A 23,933-nucleotide genomic window follows, 5' to 3' on the forward strand; every position below is an offset into this window, starting at 1 on the left:
TTCACAGGCCGCCCGCGGGCGGCCTCACTCCACCGGCATCTCGCCCTGATAACCCCAGGCACGTAAAAAGATCGTTACCGTGGTGATGGCCAACCGTTGCAAGTGGGCCTTATCCGGCAGTTCGTCAGACAACAGCGCCGCAGGCAGCGAGTAACCCATCACGGCACCCAAAAATGCCTGTGCCTGCAGTTCAACGTCGCCGAGTTGCAGTTGCCCTCGCTGCTGCGCCTGCTGTAATAAACTGACTAACCCTTGCAGAACCCGCCCGGACTCTCGCTGTTGCAAAGTGGCGTATAATTCCGGCCGTTGCTGTAACAGTTGGATCAGCAAGCGCTGAAAGTGAATATTTTTGCTCTGAAAAAAGTGATCCTGCACGACGGCAGCAAAACGCATCAGCACCGGGGATAAATCCTGAGTATCTCCAGCCAAAAGGGTGTTTAACGGCGGCTGCATCAGCTCCTTCATATAACCGAAGGTCTCCAGCACCAGCGCATCTTTCCCCGGGAAATGGTTGTACAGCGTTTGTCGGGTGGTGCCGGCCTCGGTGGCAATCACATCCAGCGAAATATCCAACCCCTGCGTCAAAAACAGCTCGCTGGCAGTGGCCAATATTCGCGGTTTGGCCTTCATGGGACGCCCCGGTTGCCGGTTGTTCATGGTGTATTCACTCCTGCCATGCAGACATCATGTCGAAAGGATTATTTTTTGCTTTTTAAGCGTGCCAGCCCTTGTTTAACCAGCACAAAAAACAGCGGGACAAATAACAATGCCAACAGTGTGCCAGAAATCATGCCGCCGATCACCGCAATCCCTATCTCGCGGCGGCTTGATGCACCGGCCCCCACCGACAGCGCCAGCGGGATCACCCCGGCGACAAACGCCAACGAGGTCATAACGATAGGTCGCAAACGCAGGCGCGCGCCCTCAAGCGTGGCCGCCAACAGTGCCTGGCCTGATTTCATCTGCGCCTCGGCAAATTCGATAATCAGGATCGCATTCTTGGCCGATAGCCCAATCGTGGTCAGCATACCCACCTGGAAATAGATGTCGTTCTCAAACCCTGCCAGCCGCGTAGCGAGCACCGCGCCGACAATCCCCAGGGGAATAATCAGCATTACCGCGATCGGAATCGACCAGCTTTCATACAGTGCCGCCAGGCACAGAAAAATAAACAGCACGGAAGCCAGATAGATCCACAGCGTTTGGCCTGCGGCCACCTGTTCCTGATAGGAAAGCCCACTCCACTCCAGCCCAAATCCTTCCACCTCCGCGATAATGCCCTGCATCTGGGCCATGGCCGTGCCCGAGCTCTCGCCTGACACCGACGAACCCTGCAATTGAGTGGCCGATAAGCCATTAAAGCGTTGCAGCATTTGCGGCCCGGAAAGCCAGCGCGTGTTGGCAAAGCTGGCGAATGACGCCATGCTGCCGCTGCTACCGCGAACAAACCACTGATTAATGTCATCCGGCGCGGAGCGCGAGGAGGACTCCCCCTGCATATAAACGCGTTTCACCCGCCCACGATCGATAAAATCATTGATATAGGCGCCCCCCCAGGCTGCCGACAGCGTGTTGTTGATATCTGCCTGCTGCAACCCTTGTGCACTGGCCTTCTGCTGGTCGATATCCACCTGGAGCTGCGCTTTGTCCTCCAGGCCGTTCACCCGTACCGCGGTAAGCAGTGGGTTATCAGTCGCGGCGGCAATCACCTGTTGCTGTGCCTGTTGCAGTTCGTCGTGGCCGGCATTGCTCTGATCCTGCAGCCATAATTCAAAGCCGCTGGACTGCCCCAAACCGCGTACCGCCGGAGGTGACAGCACGTTGACCTGCATGTCACGGGCGCTTTTAAAATGCTGGTTGGCGCGAGCAATAATCGCCTGCGCGGTATTCTCGCTGCCGTCGCGCAAATCCCAGTTTTTTAACTCCGCAAACGCCATGCCGACATTCTGCGCGCTGCCGGCATTGTTTCGCCCGACCACCATAAAAATAACGCTAAGGTTGTCTTTTTCTTCGGTCATGAAATAGTCGGCAATGGCGTCGGCGGCCTGTTGTGTTTTCGCCATCGGTGTACCGGAGGGCATAGTAAATTGCACCATCACCGAGCCCTGATCCTCGACCGGCAAAAAACCGGTCGGCATGCGCAAGTATTGCCACACCATCAGGCCGGTAATCAGCAATGCCACCAGGCTATATACCCCTTTGCGCGCCAGAATGTGCGCCAAACCACGGCCGTAAGCCTGTTGACTATGGTCGACTACGCGGTTAAATCGGCTGAAAAACCAGCCGCGTTGGCCATGGGATGACGGACGCAGCAAACCGGCGCACAGGGCCGGCGTTAACGTCAGTGCCACCAGCACTGACAGCACCATAGATGAAACGATGGTAATCGAGAATTGACGGTAGATAATCCCGGTGGAACCACCGAGGAACGCCATTGGAATAAACACCGCAGACAGCACCAGCGCAATACCGATCAGCGCACTGTTGATCTCGCTCATCGAGCGCAGTGTCGCCTCCTGTGGTGGCAAGTCCTCCTCATCCATGACGCGTTCGACGTTTTCGACCACCACTATCGCATCATCCACCAACAAGCCAATTGCCAGCACCATGGCGAACAAGGTCAGGGTATTTATGCTGTAACCCAACAGCGCCAGAATGCCAAAGGTGCCCAACAGCACTACCGGCACGGTGATCGCCGGGATCAAGGTGGCACGCCAGTTCTGTAAAAACAGATACATCACCACCACCACCAGAATAATCGCCTCGATCAGCGTCTGCACCACGCCTTCAATTGAAACCGTGACAAAGGGCGTGCTGTCGCGTGGATAGGCCACTTTTAAGCCGGCGGGAAACTGCGGGGTCATACGTTCAACCTCGGCACGCACGCTTTCGGCCACCGCCAATGCATTGGCACCGGAGGCCAACTGTATGGAGATGCCGGCAGCCGGATAACCGTTCAGCCGGGTTTGGTTCTGATAATTCTCCGCCCCTATCTCAACCCGGGCAACGTCGCGAAGATAAACCGCTGAGCCGTCGGTGTTGGTTCGTAAAATAATATTGCTGAACTGTTCCGGCGTTTGCAGCCGTGATTGGGCCGTCACGGTGGCATTCATCGCCTGGCCGGGCTCGGTCGGCAGCGATCCCAGCTCACCGCTGGTGACCTGCGCATTCTGCGCCTCTACCGCCGCCTGAACGTCTGATGGCATCAGGCCGTAGCTGGTTAAACGCAGCGGATCCAACCAAATGCGCATGGCGAATTGCGCGCCAAACACCGTCGTTTCGCCAACTCCGTCCACCCGGCTGAGCGAGTCCTGCAGTGAGCTGACAAGGTAGTCATTGATATCGACGTTATCCATTTGCCCGCTGGTATCGTACAGCGCCACTACCATCAGGCTGTCGCCCTGCGATTTGGTGACGGTAATGCCCTGCTGCTGCACTTCCTGCGGCAGTCGTGAGTTGGCCTGGTTAACCGCATTCTGCACCTGCACCTGAGCAATGTCCGGATCGGTCTGCTGCTCAAAGCTCAGGCTGATACGTGCCTGACCGGCTGAACTGCTGGTCGATGAGAAGTACAGCAGGCCATCAATCCCTTTGATTTGCTGCTCAATCACCTGCGTGATGCTGTCTTCCACCGTTTTTGCCGCCGCCCCCGGATAGTTGGCGGTGACCGTGACACCGGGCGGCGCGATATCCGGGTATTGTTCCACCGGCAAAGTCAGTAAAGCCAGAATACCCGCCGCCATAATGCAAATAGCCAGTACGGCGGCGAACACCGGTCGAAAAACAAAGAAATGCGCCAGCATGGTTGAACCCTCACTCAGGACAAGGACAATTAACATCCGTTTATTTACTTTACAGTAAAGTAAATAAACTAAACAAACAAGAGACCGACTCATCTCATCGAGGGCGGACCTTTGCTCGCTTATTGTGACATTGTCACTTAAGGAGTTTACATCGAGGATTGCCGCCAGCGCGCTGCCTGGCGGCGATTAATACAGATCAATAACGGCGGGACTCAGATGCTGGATTTGGGTTTGATCGGTTCAACGTGCCCTACTGCCCGGGAAATACTTGGGTAAAGCGCGCGCAGTTGGCGCTCTATGCTGTCCACCGCCGCGTGCGCTGACACAATGGAAGCCGCCGGGGAAACCCGACAATGGAAATTGACGATAATGCCGTCGGCAGTTTTACGTGCGCGGATGTTATGGACGTCCTGCACCATCTCGCCGTTCTCCACCACCGTCTGCAGGATTTGGCGAATGCTTGCCAGCTGGTCCGGCGCAACATCCTCGCTGGCAATCCAGTGGTGCATCTGCGGTTCCAGGTGCGTTTCGATTTCCGTATCTTCACCTATCGCCTGCCGCAGCAGGGTTTCAATCTCACTGGCAATATCGTGGGCCTGCGCGACGCTGGCATTGGCCGGCACCGCCAGATCCATGCTGATCGACATCCGTTCCGGCAGTTGCTGTAACGCCACATTTTGCACCACCGCGCCGTGATTGGCGGCGATCACCCGGATACGGGTTGCCATGTCTTCATCGCTGCGGGTTTGTGGATTGGCAATCACCGTGGCCTCGGCGTGGGCATACTGCTGTTCCAGACGCTCGGCGATAGACTGTTTCAACGCGTTGATACGCTCCAGCGGCAAGGTACGGCAAACGGCGACGGTGACTTCAATAAACACAATGGCACCGGCGTTACGAATACGGATACTCTCGGTGGCCAAAATCGCCGGGAAGCTGTCGAGCAAGGCGCTGATTTCTTCTTTGGCACCGGCCGGCGCCGTGTCCATCAGGGAATCGAACGAGCGTTTCCCCAGTTTTATCGCTGCCACCACAATAAAACAGGCCACGATCAGCGCGGCAATAGCATCTGCACGGTTGAAGCCCAGCAGAACAAACACCATGCCCAGCAACACCACGGCGGAAGCCAGCATATCGGAGAAGAAGTGCAGCGCATCGGCTTCCAAAGCCGCACTGTCGGTGGCCTTGGCCACGCGATTCAGCGCCTTGACGCGGAAAAAGTCGACCACAATCGAGATCAACAGCACGGCGATCACCACCGGTGCCGCGACAATCTGATGGGCTTCGCCGAGCAGGCTTTTGCCTGCCTCATAAACTATCCAGCCCGCGGCGCCCAACAGCAGCAGCACTTCAAACAGCGCCGCCAGGTTTTCAACCTTGCCGTGGCCAAAATGGTGGTCATCATCGGCCGGCTTGTCGCTGATACGCACCGCCAGCCAGGTAATACTGGTGGCAACAAAATCGGTAAGCGAGTGGATCCCTTCGGAAATAAGGCCAATACTGCCGGTAAAAATACCGGCAATAAATTTACCGGTCGCCAATAGCCCGCTGGCTATCATGGAATTTCTGGCAACGGATTCTTTTTCGTTTTGCATATTACGGCTCACATTCAAATAGGTAATTCATTTTTTTATTTTAGTCGACCATTGCCAGACAAAAGCAACCAGCAGCATAGTACCCGAGAATGTCAGCAGTAAACTAGAAAGGAATTCTGATTTTCCGGTTGAATAAAAATAAATCTCATTCACACCGACGGAGATCATCAAAATGGCATAAAGCAGGCCAAGAATAAAAATAGTCATGGTGGTAATACTCCCTGAAATTCGCTCCAGGCGGTCAGTATTTAATCGCATCCTCCCCGACGTAAATAAAACCTACGGGGAGGATGCATCCAGGCGGATCTTTAGCGTTCATTAATCATCCCATTTGGTGCTCATATAGGCGGCCAACAGGCCCAGCGAGCTGATAATGCTCAGGAATCCTACAAAAATTGTCATGTTTCCCATTATTTTGTCCTCGGTTAACTAATATCGATAGATGCCCCTTTAATTAAAAAGCGGGGATTGTCATTACTCATGGATATTTACCTTCCTCCTGTTCAGTGAGATAAAATGCCCGCTCCGGCTGCGACACGGAGCGGATCGCGGTTTAAATCTCCAGAATGTACTGGGCGATTTTGAAGTAAATAATCAGGCCGGTGCCATCAATAAAGGTGGCGATAAAGGGTGCCGAAACCACGGCCGGGTCGATCCCCAATCGCTTGAGCAGCATCGGGATAATCGAGGAAACAATGGCGCTCCAGACGGTGATCGCCACCAGCGACAGGCTGACCACCAGCGTCACATCCATCCCCACGCCCATGATCCAGGCCCGCACCCAGGCGGCGATGCCGATGGTGACCGCAATCAACAGTGACGTGGACACCTCTTTACGGATCACCGCGCCCAGATTACGCAGGCTAACCTCGCCCAGGGCCATGGCCCGTACCAGGGTAGAGGTAATCTGGGTGCCACTGTTGCCGCCGGTACCGATCAGCAGCGGAATAAAGAATGCCAGCGCGATCGCCGCTTCCAGCTGTTCTTCAAACGCCTTAAGCACATTGCCGGTGTAAGCTTCGGCAACAAACAGCATCAGTAACCATACCGACCGCTTGCGCCATAATGCCCAGGGGCTGGTCTCCAGATAAGGCTTATCCAGCGGCAGGCTGGCGCCCTGGCGTTGTGCATCTTCGGTATTTTCGTCTTCAATCAGCCGGGCAATTTCTTTTTCGCCCAGCACGCCGACCAGGGTTTTATTCACCACTACCGGCACCACGTCCAGCCCACCCTTACCCAATAAATGGGCGACGTCATTACGATCGTCATCCGGGGAAACCTGAAAATAGCTGTGGTTGATCATGACGCCAACGGCTTTATCGTGATCTTCACACTGTAATAATTTTTTAACCGACAGCGTGCCACGCAAATGATAATCGTCGGCGGTGACAAACAGCTGTGTCGGAATTTCGTCGGTTTTAAGCTGCGAAAGGAAATACGCTTTGGCTTTATTGACCGTCATATTGCCTGGGATCGTAATAAAATCGGCATTCATATAGCCCGCTACCGAAGACTCATCAAGAGTTTCAGTTGCGGCCAGCGCCGAACAGGGGGAGTTGTGATGTGACTTCATTATGTTAGTCCCTATTTCTGTTTAAACTTCAACAGCGAATCGCATAGGGGCGTTAACCACAGAGGGAGTGCAGACAGCCTATCTCCGCGTCCAGGTTTTAGCACTATACAACGTATCTGATGGTATGCATCAGAAGTTACTTTGGGCTGAACCTTAATCCGATAAAGCCTGTCTTAACCTTGGGCATCTCTCGATGTCGTCAGATCAGTAACCTGTGTTTGTATAGGAGCCTCGCCAAACGAGATACTGCATATAAACTACGGGAGGCAGTATAGGCGCGGTTTTTTATTTTCGGGTGAAAATCTGGCTGACCGTTTATGAAACATTTAGCATTTGCCCCGTAAATCCTCGCCCAATCGGGCGGGGATATAAGGGGTGCTAATCAGGGGTTTTCTGCGATTGTACATACGCTTTCAGCGTTTCAATTGTTGCTCCGCCAGCGCTACAAGCAAAGTAGGAGCGTGACCAGAGCACTCCGGTATTACTTTGCTTACGAAGATGGGTATTCAAAATCCTGACATAACGGCTACTGGTTGATTTCAGGTTATTAACCAGCACGCTGATGGATAGTTTCGGCGGGTACGCAACCAGTATGTGAACGTGATCCGCTTCGCCATCCATTTCTAAAATCTCAACCTCAAGCGACTCAGCCGCTGAATTAAATGCTTCCCGGATCTGCTCAATCATTGCGCCATCAAGCAGCCTACGGCGATACTTTGTCGTGAAGATTAAGTGTACCACCAGTTTACTAACTGAATGGCGACGGCGAAGATATCCCGCCAGCTCATCGTTATGCACACTCACTTGAAAAAGTCCTCATAAAGCCTTAAATTGTAATCATAATACATATGAGCACCCAAAATGAAAAGAGCGACTAAAGTACGCATTTACCCAGACGATGAACAGGCGGCATTTTTAAATGCTCAGTTCGGCGCTGTGCGTTTTGCATACAATAAGGCTCTGCATATCAGTCGCCATATGTACCAACGCCACGGTATATCTGTCAGCATTAAACGCGATTTAAAGCCTTTACTGGCGGTGGGCAAAAAGTCGCGACGCTATAGTTGGCTGAAAGAATATGACTCATTGGCATTGCAGCAAGCGGTAATTAATCTCGATACAGCGTTTGGAAACTTCTTCAAAAAACGTGCTCGCTTCCCGTCTTTCAAGCGCAAGCATGGGAAGCAATCCAGCTATCATCCCAATGGAAAAGTGTTAACTGGCGCTATCCAGATCCCGAAAATGAAGCCCGTGAGGGCCAATATTCATAGGGAAATTGTTGGCAAGGTGTCCAGTATCACGATCAGCCGCACCGCCACGGGAAAATACTATGCTTCAATTCTCTGTGACGACGGACAGGAAGCCCCGGAAAAACCTACGCTGATAACAGGCGTAACCGGGCTGGATATGGGATTGAGCCACTATGCGATAAAATCCAGTGGCGATAAAATCACGAACCCCCGCCATCTTATCAATGCCAGCCACAATCTGCGCCGTAAACAAAAAGCGCTATCCAGAAAACAGAAAGGCAGTGCCAATCGCCGTAAAGCCCGATTACTTCTGGCTGGCGTACACGAACGGGTAGCTAACGCCCGCGCCGACTTCCAGCACAAACTGTCCCGAACACTTGTTGACGAAAACCAAGCGGTAATTGTCGAGACACTGAAAGCGGCAAACATGATGAAAAACCATTGCCTCGCCCGCGCCATTGGCGATGCGGCATGGGCAGGATTTGTCACGAAACTGGAATACAAAGCGGCGGCGGCAGGTATTCACTTGGTCAAACTGGATCAGTGGTTTGCCAGCTCTAAAACCTGCCATTGTTGTGGTCACAAGATGGAAGAGATGCCGCTGAATAAACGTATCTGGCCATGCCCGGCCTGTGGTGTTGAACATGACCGCGATATTAACGCGGCCATCAACATCCAGCGCAAGGGCATAACGGATTTACAGGCGGCGGGACTCGTCGTTTCTGCCCACGGAGGCCAGCGTAAATCCGTCATATCGACGGTTGCGGCCTGAGAAGTGGGAAGCCTCGCCGTTTACGGCGGGGAGCAGTCACAAAAAGTAATTAACAGCGGACCAGAATCCTCCCAATCCGCATTATTAAAAGCTTAATGTGCGATGATATACACGTTTTTATCGTACAGCGGCCCCTGCCGGGTAAAGTCGATGCCCTTCACATAGGGTTTGACCAGGGTCGCATTGGCTTCGTAGTAAACCGGGGCCACCGGCGTCTCTGCCGACAACAGGTCTTCGGCCTGCTGGAAGTATTGCTGCACCTGCTGTGGCGTCTGGGCGGCAGTGGCCTGATGCAACACGCGGTCGTAATTCTGATTGGCGTATTTGGCCGAGTTCTCACTGCTGGTGGAGCGGAACACGTTCAGGAAAGTCGAGGGATCGTTGTAGTCCGCCAGCCAACGGCTGAAGGCCACGCTGTATTGCCCGTTGTTGATGTTGTCCAGCACCACCTTACGCTCCTGATTTTGCAAGGTGACCTCCACACCGAGGTTCTTTTTCCACATCGCACTGGCGGCGATCACAATCTTCTTGATGGTCGCGTCGTTGCTGTACAGCAGGGTAAAGCGTAATGGATGTTCCGCGTTAAAACCGGCTGCGGCCAGCTGTTTTTTCGCCTGTGCAATGCGTTGTTCACGTGACCACCCCGCCGCTTCACCGGCCCGCAGGGTATAGCCGCCAGCCCCGGTTGGGGTAAAAGTCCAGGCCGGCTGTTGGCCATAGCCCAGCACTTTGGTGGCAATAATCTCTTTATCCAGCGCCAGATTTAACGCCTGACGCACCCGTACATCGTTAAACGGCGCCTGCCGGTTGTTAAAGGCAAAGTAGCTGGTCGACAACAGCGGATAAGTCACCAATTGCTCATCACCCAGGCTGCTTTTCAGCTGTTGGTACAATTCCGACGGCGCACTGTAGCCCAGTTCAATCTCACCGGCCCGGAAACGTGCCACCTCCGGGAACCCTTGCAGCGGCAGGAAAGTCACCTTATTAAGCACCGTGTGGGCGTTATCCCAATACTGAGTGTTGCGCTCTACCACCACCTTTTCATTCACCACCCACTGTGCCAACCGGAAGGCGCCGTTGCCGACAAAGTTTTTCGGCTGCGTCCAGTCTTTGCCGTATTTCTCCACCACTTTCTGATTCACCGGCAGCACAGGGAAATGCACCAACTGCTTGAGCAAATACGAGTTGGGTTCAGTCAGTGTGACTTGCAGGGTATGCGCATCCAGCGCCTTCACGCCCAGTTCGCTCGGCGGCTTGCTGCCGGCGTTGATCTCTGCAGCGTTCAGTACGTAGGCCGATGCCAGATAACTGCCGTAGGGGGAAGCCGTTTTCGGGTCGGTCAGCCGTCGCCAGCTAAAAACAAAATCCTCAGCGGTCAGCGGATCGCCGTTCGACCATTTGGCCTCCGGACGCAGATGGAAGGTCCAGACATTGCCCTGATTTTCCCATTGGGTCGCCAGTGCGGGGATCACCTCACCGTTTTTCCCCACCCGCAACAACCCTTCAAACAGGTCATTGAAGATATAAAACTCCACGTTGCTTTCCGCCAGGTTCGGATCCAGTGTTGCAGGTTCATAACCATTGGCCCGTACCAGTTCCTGCGTGGTGGCCAGTTGAGTCCCTGCCGGTACCTCGGCGGCGTTAACCGCAATGCCAGCCTGTAAAGACAAGAGGATTAGACCAGTCAATCCTTTAAGCTTGAATGAATACTTCACGTCGATATCCCTTATTGGTGTTTTGTCGACGTATATATACATTGAAGCAGTTGAATAAATTAAATGATTAAACGCTATGACTCATAACCAAAACCGCACCCATGCAACAACATGAATTTCTTTCATAATCAAATGAATACCCGCCATTACGGCGGGTCTTTATTTACAAGGGTTGGAACAACGTTAACTGTAATCCGGCCGGTGCTTCCAGCCGGTTATTGAGTGAGTTAAACGGCGTCACACGGGGTTCAGACAGCACCTGTGCTCCCCCCTGTGCCAGGCTGGCGGTAGTTGCGGCAATATCGGTCACCTCAAAGGCCACCCGCACCCAACCGGAGACACGTTCACCCACTTCAATATTGTCGATGTAGGCCGCCGTGGCCGGCTCAACCAGTTCCAGCGTGGCCTTGCCCGCTTCGAGGATCGCCACCCTGCCGCTGTCCGGCGGCACGGCGTCAACCTGAGTCAGCCCAAGCCGATCGCGATAAAAGGACAAAGCGTTATCAAAATCTTCGGTGGTGATCACCAGACGAAGCTGTTTTACCGATGATGCAGACATGGTTATCTCCTGGTTATTTGGCTGAGTAATTTTCATCTGCTAAGCTGCTTCAAGAAGATAACTTGCCGTCATGCGGTAATTCAAAGTCATAGTTTTCAGCCAAAGATGAAAATAACTCACCATGAAAAGAAAACTGCCGCCGCTGGGTGCACTGCGGGCTTTTGATGCGGTCGCCAGGCTGCAAAGCTTTAAGCTGGCCGCCGAAGAAATCGGGGTATCACCCACGGCCATCAGCCACCAAATCCGGCTGCTGGAAGGCCTGCTGGAGGTCAGTGTGTTTGAAAGAACGCCACGCAAAGTGGAACTGACCGCTGACGGAAAGGTTTTGCAGCAGGCGACCGCTCAGGCTTTCGCCCTGTTGCAAGCCGCGGCGGAAAAGATTGGAGAGAGGCAGCGGCCCAGAGTCCTGACGCTAACCGCCACCACCGCGATGATCAGCCACTGGCTGGTCCCCCGGCTGCCGGCGCTGATGCGTCAGTTCCCCAATATTGACCTGCGGCTGCATGCCGATGACGGCATCGTGGATCTGCGTAGCAGACAGATAGATGTTGCCCTGCGTTATGGTGCCGAGCCTGGCGCGCAGTTGACACCGCGCTTGCTGTATCAGGACAGTTTTGTGCTGGTCGCCAGTCCGCAGCTAACCCTGAAAACGCCGGAGGATCTGCTGCAGGCCACGCTGATCCATACCGATGGCCGTCGGGTTCCCCAACCGGCGCCAGACTGGCAGCATTGGCGCAGCGAGTTTGGTCCGGCGGCATTGCAGATTGACGCCGGGCCCCGTTTCACCGACGAAGCACACGCCATTCAGGCCGCGATTGCCGGTCAGGGAGTAGCGATCGTCAGTCAGTTAATGGTTCAACACGCGCTGAACACTGGACTATTGGTCGCCCCGTTCAATATGGCGTTGCCGGGTGCCGCACACTATTTCGTCAGTAATCCTGATGGCCAGCACCCGCAAACCGTGGCACAACTGGCCGACTGGGTGGCGGCAGAAATGAAGCGTTAAGGGTCCGCAGACATGACTTTTAAACAATACAAACAGTTATGAAATAGGTTATCGGACTCCGTAATAATGGCGAAACTTAATTTTTCCTTAAGACAAGATAATTAGTGAGCGAAATCTAAAAATAAATTAATACGAATCGTTTTCACTATCATTATTAATGTTCTTATATACAATCAGGGCAGCCCGACGCCCGTCAGGCCTTGTTGACTGTACTTCTCTGCACTCCCTCAATAAAAAAGGATGACTGTATGAAGCTGCGTTTTTCTTCTCTCGGCCCGATTGCCCTGTTGGCGTCGTCCATGATGCTGGCGTTGTCGGCCAATGCGGCATCCCAGGATGAAGGCATTGTTATTTATAACGCCCAGCACGAAAACCTGGTGAAATCCTGGGTGGATGGCTTTACCAAAGACACCGGCATTAAAGTGACCCTGCGTAACGGCGGCGACAGCGAGTTGGGCAACCAACTGGTGCAGGAAGGCAGCGCGTCCCCTGCCGACGTGTTTCTGACGGAAAACTCCCCGGCGATGGTGTTGGTGGATAACGCCAAACTGTTTGCCCCGTTGGATGCCACCACGCTGGCGCAGGTTGAACCGCAATACCGTCCGCAGCACGGCCGCTGGATCGGCATAGCCGCCCGCTCAACGGTGTTCGTCTACAACCCGGCGAAACTGACCGAAGCGCAGTTGCCCAAATCGCTGCTGGATCTGGCCAAGCCAGAATGGAAAGGCCGCTGGGCTGCCTCGCCTTCCGGGGCGGATTTCCAGGCAATTGTCAGTGCTTTGCTTGAACTGAAAGGCGAAAAAGCCACGCTGGAATGGCTGAAAGCGATGAAAACCAACTTCACCGCCTATAAAGGCAACAGCACCGTGATGAAAGCGGTCAATGCCGGCCAAATCGACAGCGGCGTTATCTACCACTATTATCCGTTCGTCGACGGTGCCAAAACCGGCGAGAACAGTAAAAATATCAAGCTTTATTACTTCAAACACCAGGATCCGGGCGCGTTCGTCAGCATCTCCGGTGGCGGTGTGCTGGCCTCCAGCAAGCACCAACAGCAGGCACAAGAGTTCGTTAAGTGGATCACTGGTAAAAACGGTCAGGAGATCCTGCGCACCAACAACGCCTTCGAATATGCGGTTGGCGTCAACGCGGCTTCTAACCCGAAACTGGTTCCGCTGAAAGAGCTGGACGCGCCAAAAGTTGACGCTTCCGCGCTGAATGGCAAAAAAGTGGTCGAATTGATGACCGAAGCCGGGTTGATGTAAGCCGGTTGATCAGTACAGAGAGCTTTTAACCCTATGTCCAATATCGGTTTCAACGCCGCAGGCACGGCGCCACGCTATGCTTCGGCCCGCCGCCATCAACGGCCAGGGCTGTTTATCGTCGCGGCCGCCATTTTATTTTCCCTGTTGGCGTTGTTGCCGTTGGGTTTTGTCATTAGCGTGGCGTTTGAAACCGGTTGGTCAACGGTGAAAGCGCTGGTATTCCGCCCCCGGGTGGCCGAACTGCTGTTGAATACCCTGCTGTTGGTGGTGTTCACGTTGCCGATTTGCGCCATTCTGGGGGTAACGCTGGCCTGGTTGACCGAACGCACTTCGCTGCCGGGCCGTCGCATTTGGTCACTGCTGGCGACCGCGCCGCTGGCGGTTCCGGCGTTCGTGCAAAGCTACGCCTGGATCAGCCTGGTCCCCTCAATGCATGGGCTCGGTGCCGGAGTCTTCATTTCGGTCATCGCCTACTTCCCGTTTATTTACCTGCCGGCCGCTGCGGTGTTACGCCGGTTGGATCCCGGAATTGAAGACGTTGCCACTTCGCTCGGCACGCGACCGCTGGCGGTATTTTTCCGCGTGGTGTTGCCGCAGCTCAAACTGGCGATTTGGGGCGGTTCGCTACTGATCGCGCTGCATTTGCTGGCCGAATATGGCCTGTATGCGATGATCCGCTTTGACACCTTCACCACCGCCATTTTCGATCAGTTCCAGTCCACCTTTAACGGCCCGGCGGCCAATATGCTGGCCGGGGTACTGGTGCTGTGCTGTCTGGGGTTACTGATGCTGGAGGCTGCCAGCCGCGGCCGGGCGCGTTATGCCCGCGTCGGTTCCGGCAGTGCGCGCAGTCAAACGGCCTATCGCCTTGGCCTCCTCGCTACCCTGTTCGGCCTGCTGTTGCCCCTGAGTCTCACCGCATTGGCGCTGGGCGTGCCCTTTATTACGCTGGCCCGCTGGCTGACCCTGGGCGGGATCGAAGTATGGCGCAACGCCGAACTGCTGCCGGCATTGCTGCAAACGCTGTCACTGGCCGCCAGCGGGGCGTTGTTGATCACCCTGTGCGCCATCCCGATGGCCTGGCTGTCGGTACGCTACCCGGCCCGACTGTATCGGGTGCTGGAAGGCTGCAATTACGTCACCAGTTCGCTGCCCGGCATTGTGGTGGCGCTGGCGCTGGTGACCATCACCATTCACAGCTTCCGGCCTATTTATCAGACTGAAATCACCCTGCTGCTGGCCTATTTGCTGATGTTTATGCCACGCGCCCTGATCAACCTGCGCGCCGGTATTGCTCAGGCCCCGGTAGAGCTGGAAAACGTGGCCCGCAGTCTTGGTCGCTCACCGGCACAGGCGCTGTGGAGCACCACGCTGCGTCTGGCCGCGCCTGGCGCCGCCGCCGGTGCGGCACTGGTATTCCTGGCAATCTCCAATGAGCTGACCGCGACGCTGCTGCTGGCCCCCAATGGCACCCGTACGTTGGCTACCGGCTTCTGGGCGCTGACCAGCGAAATTGACTATGTGGCGGCCGCGCCCTACGCCCTGATTATGGTGGCATTGTCTCTGCCACTGACCTGGCTTCTTTATTCTCAATCCAAACGTACGGCGGGATTATGAGCACGCTTGAACTGCAAGGCATCGGTAAATCCTATAATTCGGTCAAGGTGCTGGAGCATGTTGACTTGCGAGTCGAACAGGGCAGCCGCACCGCGATTGTCGGCCCTTCCGGCTCAGGGAAAACCACCCTGCTGCGTATCATTGCCGGTTTTGAAATACCGGACAGCGGCCAGGTGATGCTGCAGGGCCAACCGATGGCCAACGGCAGTGGCTGGGTACCGGCACACCTGCGTGGTATAGGTTTTGTACCGCAGGACGGCGCGTTATTCCCGCACTTTACCGTGGCCGGCAATATCGGTTTCGGCCTGAAAGGCAGCAAGCGTGACAAGCAACTGCGTATTGATGCGCTGATGGAAATGGTGGCGCTGGATCGTCGTCTGGGGGCATTGTGGCCACACGAGCTTTCCGGTGGGCAGCAACAACGAGTGGCCCTGGCTCGCGCCCTGTCTCAGCAGCCCAAGCTGATGTTGTTGGACGAACCCTTCTCCGCGCTCGATACCGGCCTGCGCGCCGCGACCCGCAAAGCCGTGGCGGAGTTGCTGGCCGAAGCCAAAGTTGCCTCGATTCTGGTGACCCACGATCAGACCGAAGCCCTGTCGTTTGCCGATCAGGTGGCGGTGATGCGCAACGGGCGGTTGGCGCAGGTTGGACCGCCGCAGGATCTCTATCTGCGCCCGGTGGACGAGCCGACCGCCACCTTTTTAGGTGAAACGCTGGTGCTTTCCGCCGAGCTTGAGCAAGGCTGGGCCGATTGCGTGCTCGGGCGAATTGCCGTGGACGATCGTCAGCGCCGTGGCCCTGCCCGCATCATGCTGCGTCCGGAACAGATCCAAATCAGCCAGTGCGAGGCACAGCAGCAGAGCCAGGCGATGGTGACCAGTATCGATTTCGCCGGTTTTGTCTCCACCTTAAACCTGCGCATGACCGGCAGTGATACCGCAATCGAGATTAAAACCGTCAGCCGCGAAGGTATTCGCGCCGGTTCTCACGTCAGTCTGAATATCATCGGCCAGGCGCATATCTTTGCCGAGTAATACAGCAAGGGGCGCTTTGGTGCCCCAGCTATTCAGGCCAGTTGGCCAAAGCCAACTTTATTAGCCGTCTACTTCCCCGCCGTTCAGAAAGATAAAACCTATCGCAGCCATCGAATACTAAAACCCCCTTCATCAACTACGATTAGTCTGTGACCGGTGTAATCATTCGCCCGTCCGGAGATAACCCACAGAGGATTATCATAATTATTCATACTGTTTGAGCCGCTGTTCTTTAATGCGGCTAAGAAAGGTTAATTATGGCACGTACTACCCCCCTCGAACGCTACCGCAATATCGGCATCTCGGCGCACATTGATGCCGGCAAAACCACCACCACCGAGCGGATTCTGTTTTACACCGGGGTCAGTCACAAGCTGGGCGAAGTGCACGACGGCGCCGCCACCATGGACTGGATGGCACAGGAGCAGGAACGCGGGATTACCATTACCTCGGCGGCGACCACCTGTTTCTGGAACGGCATGCAGCATAATTATCCGCAGCATCGCATCAATATTATCGACACCCCGGGGCACGTGGACTTCACCATTGAGGTCGAGCGTTCCATGCGCGTCCTGGACGGTGCGGTGATGGTTTATGACTCGGTGGGCGGCGTACAACCACAGTCAGAAACCGTCTGGCGACAGGCCAATAAATACAAGGTGCCGCGGCTGGCGTTCGTCAATAAAATGGACCGCGTTGGCGCTGACTTTTTCCGCGTGCGCAAAATGATGATCGACCGCCTGAAAGCCAACCCGGTACCGATCGTCATCCCGATAGGTGCCGAAGACCATTTCACCGGCGTGGTGGATTTGGTGCGTATGAAAGCCATCCTGTGGGACGAGGCGTCCCAGGGTATGAGCTTCAGCTTTGAAGAGATCCCCGCCGAACTGCGCGATTCCGCACAGGAATGGCGGGACAAAATGATCGAAGCCGCCGCCGAAGGCTCGGAAGAGTTGATGGACAAATACCTCAATCAGGTGCCGTTGAGCGAAGAAGAGATCGTCCGCGGCCTGCGCCTGCGTACCGTGGCCGGTGAAATCCAGCCAATGCTGTGCGGCTCGGCTTTTCGTAACAAAGGCGTGCAGCGCATGCTGGATGCGGTAATCGAACTGATGCCCTCACCGCTCGACGTTCCGCCAATGGAAGGCCATGACCAGCACGACAATATCGTTATCCGCCGTGCCGCCGATGATGAAAAATTCTCGGCGCTGGCGTTCAAACTGATGACCGACCCCTTCGTCGGCCAGCTAACCTTTGTGCGGGTTTATTCCGGCGTGCTAACCAAAGGCAGCAGCGTCTACAACCCGGTAAAAGACAAGAAAGAGCGCATCGGCCGCATCGTGCAAATGCACGCTAACGATCGCAAGGATGTCGAGGAACTGCACGCCGGTGATATCGCCGCCTGCGTGGGGCTAAAAGACGTCACCACCGGCGATACGTTGTGTGATCCGGCTGCCATCATCACGTTGGAAAAAATGGTCTTCCCGGAACCAGTGATCGCACAGGCGATCGAGCCGAAAACCAAAGCCGACCAGGAGAAAATGGGCATTGCGCTGCAGCGTCTCACCTCCGAAGATCCGTCGTTCCGCGTGCGCACCGATGAGGATTCCGGCCAGACCATTATTTACGGCATGGGCGAATTGCACCTGGAGATCATCGTCGACCGCATGCGCCGCGAGTTTGGTGTGGAAACCACCACCGGCAAACCTCAGGTGTCTTACCGCGAGACTATCCGCAAGCGCGTTACCGATGTGGAAGGCAAGTTTGTGCGCCAGTCTGGCGGTAAAGGCCAGTACGGCCACGTGGTGTTGACGGTTGAACCGAATGAACCGGGCAAAGGCTTCGAGTTTTTAGATGAGATCAAAGGCGGCGTGATCCCGGGCGAGTTTATCCCGGCGGTGAAAAAAGGCCTGCTGGAGGCGCTGAGTAATGGCGTACTGGCCGGTTATCAGGTGGTGGATGTCAAGGTACACCTGACCTTCGGCTCTTACCACGACGTCGACTCTTCGGAACAGGCCTGCCGCCAGGCCGATCCGGCGATCCTCGAGCCGATCATGTCGGTAGAGGTAGAAACGCCCGAAGACTACGCCGGTAGCGTGATGGGCGACCTGTCGTCACGACGCGGTATGGTACAGGGGATGGAGGATATCCCGGGCGGTGGCGGCAAAGAAATTCACGCCAAGGTACCGCTGTCCGAGATGTTCGGCTATTCCACCACGCTGCGCTCAATGTCGCAGGGGCGTGCTACCTACACCATGGAATTCAGCCACTACGCCGAAGCGCCGCGCAACGTGGCTGAAGAGATCATTCACCACAGTAAAAAATAACCTCATCGCCTGCCGCCCCCAGCGGCAGGCTTCACTCTTTCGCGGCCAGAGACACCACCACCGGCTGCGGCTTAATCCGCATCGCGTACACCACCCCGATAATCAGGCAGGCAATACCGCCCAGCGTCAACAGCGGCGGCCAGGCCTGACGCAGCATAAAGGTGTAAGCCAGCCCCGCCAGAATTTCGAAGACAATCAGCGGCCCCACCAACACCGTAGGCAAGCGCTGGCTCGCCTCATTCCAGCACAGCGCACCTATCCAGGAACACAGCATGCCGATAGCGATCATCAAGGGCAAAAACACCTCCGGCCTTGGCCCAAACGGCAGCGCAAACGCCGGCTGGGTGAGCGCCAATTGGCCACAGACCAACAGATAACCAACCAGTGCCAGCGGCAAGGTGACCAGGCCCTGCGCGGTCGCCCAGGTGGCAGGCCTTTGGTTAGGGTTTTCCCGCAGCCAACGGGCATTGCGTAGGGGGAACCAGGTCCAGCATGCCACGGCGACCAGCGCCAACCCCAGCCCGCTGGTATAACGCCAGACGTCAACCGGTGCGCTATTGCCCTGCAGTTCGGCAACGTTAACCAGCGCCAGTCCACAGGCGATTAATATCAGCGCCGGCGTCAGTTTGCGCCAGGAAAGGCGTCCGTCGTGCCGGCTGTAAAACAGGTTGGCGGTCACCGAGATCACCACCGGCAACGTGCCGATAATCATGGTGGATACCGGTGCCCCGGTGCGCTGAATGGCGCTGGCCAGGCACAGGTAATACAGCAGGTTACCGATCGCCGTCAGCTTCAGCGCCTCCCGCCAGTCGTTACGCCGTAACTTTTTCAGTCGCTGACGATCCAGCCACGCCAACGGCAAAGCGATTAAGCCAAAGGCCAGGTAGCGGCCGGTGGACTGTAACGCCGCCGGATATTCCGGGATCAGCACCGGGCCAACAAAAATCAAGCCCCACATCAAGCCCGCAGACAGGGCAAATAACACGCCAGCAAACATAGTGACTCCATCAGAACCCGTGAATAAAACCTGGGGTCAGGCTAGCCGACTTTGGCGAAGGAATATTGTAGCAGGTTGCTGTTTTAGCGGGCCGTAACCTGCTTTTGATAACGCACTGGCGTGACACCGTAACGGTTGGCGAAAGCCCGGGTCAAATGGGCCTGATCGGTTAGCCCCGCCGCCACCGCCACTTGCGCCGCAGGCATACCACGCCCCAGCATCTGTTTGGCCTGTGACAGACGGATCGCCATCAGCATCTGTTGAGGGGATACATGGTATTCGGCTTTGAATTTGCGCTGGAAATGATAGGGGCTGAGGGAAACCAGTGCCGCCAACTGATCCAACGTAATGACGGTGGCGAAGTTATCTTGCAGATAGCTTTTGACGATATCAAAACGGTGCGCGGCTTCCGCCTTCAGCGGCCGGGCGGCCTGAATATGCGGGCGAAAAATGGCAATCACCTGCAGTAACAGGTGGTCAATGGTCAGTGCGTCATCGGCTTGCCACAGTGCCGCCAGCGCGGCCGACAATTGCTGCGCCGCCTGCGGATCCTGGCGTACCGCATCGGTGAACCAGAACCCCTGCTCGCCAGACAGCCGCTCCAGCGTGGCCGGCTCCAGATAAAGCATACGATAATTCCAGCCGCCAGCGGTTTCTGCCTCGCCGGTATGCAGCTCATCCGGGTTCATCAGCACCAGTGAACCCGGTGCCGCCCGATGTTGCGCCCCACGATAGCGAAAACGCTCAGCGCCAAAATCGACGGTACCTATGGCAAAGGCATTATGGGTGTGCGGCTCAAAGGCATAACGCTCAATATGGGCGTGATAAAGCTCTACGCCCGGCACCTGCGATAACTGCCGGAACTGCGCGCTGTCTTTTTCAAAGGGAAACTGCTGTGGAACACCCTGCACCCGTACCACCCTGCTTCAATGCCGCTCGTGGCTGTATGATAGTCAAAGCGACGGGCTTTGAGTAGTGGCGCACGCGGTGCTCTGGACGCTGATGCTCATTGCGCGTAGGGTATTTTATCCAGCGTCTGGTGCCTGCAAGTCAGCGCCGACCTGTTGATTATCCCGCCACAGAGTGGGAAACCGTCTTTAACCCCCCTGAAAGTAAGAGGCAACAATGTATCCAGATACTCAACTCTATATCGACGGACAATGGCGCAACGCAGTGGCCGGCAAAACCACGCCGGTCACCAACCCCGCTACCGATGAGGTGATTGGCAGCGTGGCACATGCCACCACGGCCGATCTCGATCTGGCGCTGGCTGCGACCGAACGCGGTTTTAAAGTCTGGCGTGAAACCTCCGCTTACCAGCGGGCAAACCTGATGCGTAAGGCCGCTGCACTGTTTCGTGAACGGGCAGAGCAAATCGCCGCGATCATGAGCCAGGAACAGGGCAAACCGGTGGCGCAGGCCAAGGTCGAAATTCTTAACTCGGCGGACGTGATTGACTGGTTTGCCGGTGAAGCCAGCCGTACCTACGGCCAGATCATCCCGTCCCGCAGCCGGGACGTTCAGCAGCAAACCCTGAAGTTGCCGGTAGGGCCAGTCGCGGCCTTTACTCCGTGGAACTTCCCGATTAACCAGATCGTGCGCAAGCTGTCCGCCGCGCTGGCCGCGGGTTGCTCAATCATCATCAAAGGGCCGGAAGAAACCCCGGCCTCACCGGCGGAGCTGATCAGAGCCTTTGCCGACGCAGGTGTTCCAGCCGGCGTGATCGCGCTGGTGTACGGTACCCCGGCGGAAATCTCTGAATACCTGATCCCGCATCCGACCATTCGCAAGATCTCGTTCACCGGCTCAACCCGCGTCGGCAAACATCTGGCGGCACTGGCCGGTCAGCATATGAAAAAAGCCACCATGGAGCTGGGCGGTCATGCGCCGGTATTGATTTTTGACGATGCCGACCTCGATGCGGCCGCCAAAGAACTGGCATTGGCCAAGTTCCGTAACGCCGGGCAGGTGTGCATTGCCCCGACCCGTTTCCTGATCCAGCAAGGCGTTTATGAAGCCTTTGTCGAGAAATTCACCGCCGCGGTGCGTGAAATCAAGCTGGGTAACGGTTTGCAGGAAGGCGTGACCATGGGACCCATGGTGCTACAACGCAGCGTGGACGCCATTGAGGCCTTTGTGGAAGATGCTATCGCCGAGGGTGCCAAAGCCACTACCGGCGGCAAGCGCGTAGCTAGCCCCGGTAATTTCTTTGAGCCGACGGTGTTGCGCGACGTGCCACTGAGCGCCCGGGCAATGTCGGAAGAACCCTTTGGCCCGGTCGCCCTGCTGCGTCCGTTCGCGACCTATGAGGAAGCCATCGCCGAGGCCAATCGCCTGCCTTACGGTCTGGCGGCCTATGCCTACAGCCGCAGCATCGCTACGGTAACGGCATTGGGGCGTGATGTGGAAAGCGGCATGCTGAGCATCAACCATATCGGTTTCGGCCTGCCGGAAACGCCGTTTGGCGGCGTGAAAGACTCCGGTCACGGTACCGAAGGCGGCAGCGAAGCCATCGAATCCTATCTGGAAACCCGCTTTGTTACCGTCGCCGGTCGATAATTAACACAGGCAACGACCAATGCCCCGTTCTATACGGGGCATTTTTTTCAACCAACCTTATCGAATAACACTCGCGCTGCCGGGGTTAAGCCCAGCATATGAATGCAGGCATGCACCATGCCCGGTAACCGCTCACAACGTACCGCTACCCCATCCTCCCGCAGCCGCTGTGCATAATGCTCAGCCTCATCGCGTAATGGATCGTACTCGCAGCTCAAAATGGTCGCCGGGGGTAATCGCCGCAACGTCGCGGCATGCAAGGGTTCAGCGTAGAGTTCGTGCCCCTGAACTTCTTCAGCCAGATACTGGTGCCAGCAAAATTCCATTACCTCGCGCGTCAAAAAGAAACCCTGTTCATATTGCTGATAGCTGGCCGTATCCATCGCACGGCTTAACGCCGGATACAGCAAAAGCTGATGCTCAATCGATGGGCCACCCCGGTCACGGGCCAACAGCGTAACGGCTGCCGCCAGATTACCCCCGGCGCTGTCACCCCCCACCGCAATCCGCGAGGCATCGATCCCCCACTCATCGGCCCGTTCAACCACCTCGCACAGCGCCTGATACACATCCTCCAACGGCCGTGGATAAGGGTGCTCCGGTGCCAGTCGGTAATCAACCGACAGGATCAGCCGCCCGCTAGCGTTAGCCAGCGCCTGACAAGGTCGGTCATATAACGCCAGCGAGCCCAGGCACCAACCGCCGCCGTGGGCGTATAGCATCGCAGGCATCGGTTCATCCGCTACCGCCCCCAGGGGCATATAGGCGCGAATGGCGATCTCGTGCCCGTCATTGGCGGTCACCGTCCCATCCCTGACACCGCCGCTGGCTTCACCCTCGCCCTGCAATGCCAACAGCCCGGCCTCGGCGGCGGCGCGCATCTCCGCCAGGGAAGCCGGTGCTGCGGCCCCCGCCGTTTCCGCCAGAAAACGGGCAATCTGTGGATCAAGCAGCATCAGCCTGACTCCCCAGCAAGAAAGGCACCACCAGGGCAATAAATGCCTCATGGCACTCTTCGGTAATGAAATGGCCGCAGTCGGCGACCGTCTCACCGCGCAGATTAACGGCGTTATCCCGTAAGGTAACAAAGGGCGCATCACCGGTTGCATGTTCCGCACCAATGGTCATCACCGGCATACCGAGCGGAGTTTCAGCGCGGCGCTGGTTTTGCCGAATGGTTTCCGGAATGGCACGGTAGTAATCAAATCCGGCCCGCAGGCTGCCCGGTGCCGAATAGGCGGCGATGTAAGTTTCCGCCGCCACCCTATCGCGCCGGTAGGACCAGCGGTTAAAGATATAGCTGAGATACTCCCTCTCACGCCCTAACGTCAACGCCTCCGGCAGGTCTGCCAGTTGGTTGAACATGAAGTGCCACAGGAAAATGTTTTGCTCCGCCGGCACAAAAATCGGCGGCGCCGGGGCCAACCCCGGGATCACCGCTTCCGTCAGTACCAGTCCCGTTACCGCCTGCGGAAAATCACTCGCCATCGCATAACCGATCCACATGCCAATATCATGACCAACCAGTTGATAACGCGCATGCCCAAGTTGCAGCATGGTCTGGTGTAGCGTGGCGGCCACGCTGCCGGTGTCATAGCCGCCACAAGGCTTGTCGGAATCGCCAATGCCCGGCGGATCCACCGCTATCGCCTTAAAGCCTGCCGCCGCCAGCGGCTGCATCACATGCCGCCAGGTGTACCAGGTTTGCGGCCAGCCGGGGATCAGCAATACCGGCTGCCCCTCGCCAAGCGTCACACAGTGAATACGGTTGCCATTTACCCGCGCATAGACGTGTTCGGGTTCAGGTCCATTCAGCATGGGCCCGTTATTTTGCAGTGTCATTGGTGTTCTCCGTGGTGAA

The 23,933-nt window shown here is 56.2% G+C and carries 20 protein-coding genes and 1 riboswitch; of the genes, 7 read left to right on the forward strand and 13 right to left on the reverse strand.

Annotation, left to right across the window (positions count from 1 at the left end; genetic code table 11):
• Positions 1–24: 24 nt before the first annotated feature.
• From NHG65_RS13455 to tnpA, 7 genes are all read right to left on the reverse strand, one after another.
• On the reverse strand, positions 25–657 hold the full coding sequence (locus NHG65_RS13455) for a TetR/AcrR family transcriptional regulator (RefSeq protein WP_099062984.1): 633 nt from the start codon (positions 655–657) through the stop codon (positions 25–27).
• Between the two features lie 41 nt (positions 658–698).
• A complete protein-coding gene (locus NHG65_RS13460; RefSeq protein WP_499183480.1) occupies positions 699–3,803 on the reverse strand; it encodes an efflux RND transporter permease subunit in 3,105 nt (1,034 codons plus the stop codon).
• A 212-nt stretch (positions 3,804–4,015) separates the two neighbouring features.
• The gene (locus NHG65_RS13465; RefSeq protein ID WP_099062982.1) at positions 4,016–5,398 is read right to left on the reverse strand and encodes a cation diffusion facilitator family transporter; all 1,383 of its coding nucleotides are present in this window, start codon (positions 5,396–5,398) and stop codon (positions 4,016–4,018) included.
• Between the two features lie 27 nt (positions 5,399–5,425).
• The gene (locus NHG65_RS13470; RefSeq protein ID WP_099062981.1) at positions 5,426–5,605 is read right to left on the reverse strand and encodes a hypothetical protein; all 180 of its coding nucleotides are present in this window, start codon (positions 5,603–5,605) and stop codon (positions 5,426–5,428) included.
• 111 nt (positions 5,606–5,716) lie between these two features.
• On the reverse strand, positions 5,717–5,809 hold the full coding sequence (mgtS, locus tag NHG65_RS13475; protein ID WP_013813036.1) for a protein MgtS: 93 nt from the start codon (positions 5,807–5,809) through the stop codon (positions 5,717–5,719).
• Between the two features lie 142 nt (positions 5,810–5,951).
• Positions 5,952–6,971 (reverse strand): magnesium transporter, encoded by a 1,020-nt coding sequence (locus NHG65_RS13480; protein ID WP_198404417.1) that lies wholly within the window; start codon positions 6,969–6,971, stop codon positions 5,952–5,954.
• Positions 6,972–7,046: 75 nt separating this feature from the next.
• Positions 7,047–7,221: riboswitch (M-box (ykoK) riboswitch) on the reverse strand.
• A gap of 128 nt (positions 7,222–7,349) precedes the next feature.
• A complete protein-coding gene (gene tnpA / locus NHG65_RS13485) occupies positions 7,350–7,775 on the reverse strand; it encodes an IS200/IS605 family transposase (RefSeq protein WP_219016315.1) in 426 nt (141 codons plus the stop codon).
• Between the two features lie 57 nt (positions 7,776–7,832).
• Here tnpA and NHG65_RS13490 point away from each other — a divergent pair, with 57 nt between their 5' ends.
• Positions 7,833–8,993, forward strand: a complete 1,161-nt coding sequence (locus NHG65_RS13490; protein ID WP_261426540.1) for an RNA-guided endonuclease InsQ/TnpB family protein — start codon at positions 7,833–7,835, stop codon at positions 8,991–8,993.
• Positions 8,994–9,085: 92 nt separating this feature from the next.
• Here the strand turns inward: NHG65_RS13490 and NHG65_RS13495 are convergent, their stop codons facing one another.
• Positions 9,086–10,750, reverse strand: coding sequence for an ABC transporter substrate-binding protein (locus NHG65_RS13495; protein WP_099062979.1), 1,665 nt, complete (start codon positions 10,748–10,750; stop codon positions 9,086–9,088).
• Between the two features lie 121 nt (positions 10,751–10,871).
• The gene (locus NHG65_RS13500) at positions 10,872–11,267 is read right to left on the reverse strand and encodes a VOC family protein (RefSeq protein WP_099062978.1); all 396 of its coding nucleotides are present in this window, start codon (positions 11,265–11,267) and stop codon (positions 10,872–10,874) included.
• Positions 11,268–11,388: 121 nt separating this feature from the next.
• Here NHG65_RS13500 and NHG65_RS13505 point away from each other — a divergent pair, with 121 nt between their 5' ends.
• The 5 genes from NHG65_RS13505 to fusA all read left to right on the forward strand — a co-directional run bounded on the left by NHG65_RS13505 (position 11,389) and on the right by fusA (position 18,516).
• Entirely contained in the window at positions 11,389–12,273 is an 885-nt protein-coding gene (locus NHG65_RS13505) for a LysR substrate-binding domain-containing protein (protein ID WP_099062977.1), read from the forward strand.
• Between the two features lie 248 nt (positions 12,274–12,521).
• Complete coding sequence (locus NHG65_RS13510; RefSeq protein WP_219016320.1) at positions 12,522–13,538, forward strand: iron ABC transporter substrate-binding protein; 1,017 nt, start codon at positions 12,522–12,524, stop codon at positions 13,536–13,538.
• 33 nt (positions 13,539–13,571) lie between these two features.
• Positions 13,572–15,155 (forward strand): ABC transporter permease, encoded by a 1,584-nt coding sequence (locus NHG65_RS13515; protein WP_099062975.1) that lies wholly within the window; start codon positions 13,572–13,574, stop codon positions 15,153–15,155.
• Entirely contained in the window at positions 15,152–16,189 is a 1,038-nt protein-coding gene (locus NHG65_RS13520; RefSeq protein WP_099062974.1) for an ABC transporter ATP-binding protein, read from the forward strand. Before NHG65_RS13515 ends, NHG65_RS13520 begins: the two co-directional genes overlap by 4 nt.
• A gap of 257 nt (positions 16,190–16,446) precedes the next feature.
• Positions 16,447–18,516, forward strand: coding sequence for an elongation factor G (gene fusA / locus NHG65_RS13525; protein ID WP_499182301.1), 2,070 nt, complete (start codon positions 16,447–16,449; stop codon positions 18,514–18,516).
• 31 nt (positions 18,517–18,547) lie between these two features.
• Here fusA and NHG65_RS13530 read toward each other — a convergent pair whose 3' ends face one another.
• The gene (locus NHG65_RS13530; protein WP_099062972.1) at positions 18,548–19,513 is read right to left on the reverse strand and encodes a DMT family transporter; all 966 of its coding nucleotides are present in this window, start codon (positions 19,511–19,513) and stop codon (positions 18,548–18,550) included.
• Between the two features lie 83 nt (positions 19,514–19,596).
• A complete protein-coding gene (locus NHG65_RS13535; RefSeq protein WP_099062971.1) occupies positions 19,597–20,424 on the reverse strand; it encodes an AraC family transcriptional regulator in 828 nt (275 codons plus the stop codon).
• A 214-nt stretch (positions 20,425–20,638) separates the two neighbouring features.
• Between NHG65_RS13535 and NHG65_RS13540 the strand changes: the two genes are divergently transcribed.
• On the forward strand, positions 20,639–22,072 hold the full coding sequence (locus tag NHG65_RS13540; protein WP_499182302.1) for an NAD-dependent succinate-semialdehyde dehydrogenase: 1,434 nt from the start codon (positions 20,639–20,641) through the stop codon (positions 22,070–22,072).
• 47 nt (positions 22,073–22,119) lie between these two features.
• On the opposite strand, the gene NHG65_RS13545 is transcribed toward NHG65_RS13540, so the two are convergent.
• Both NHG65_RS13545 and NHG65_RS13550 read right to left on the reverse strand, forming a co-directional pair.
• Entirely contained in the window at positions 22,120–23,028 is a 909-nt protein-coding gene (locus NHG65_RS13545; RefSeq protein WP_099062969.1) for an alpha/beta hydrolase, read from the reverse strand.
• Positions 23,018–23,914, reverse strand: coding sequence for an alpha/beta fold hydrolase (locus tag NHG65_RS13550; protein ID WP_099062968.1), 897 nt, complete (start codon positions 23,912–23,914; stop codon positions 23,018–23,020). The genes NHG65_RS13545 and NHG65_RS13550 overlap by 11 nt, the downstream gene beginning before the upstream one ends.
• Between the last annotated feature and the right edge of the window lie 19 nt (positions 23,915–23,933).

Origin of the sequence: Serratia myotis (genome assembly GCF_027474885.1) — a bacterium.
Lineage (GTDB): Bacteria > Pseudomonadota > Gammaproteobacteria > Enterobacterales > Enterobacteriaceae > Serratia > Serratia proteamaculans.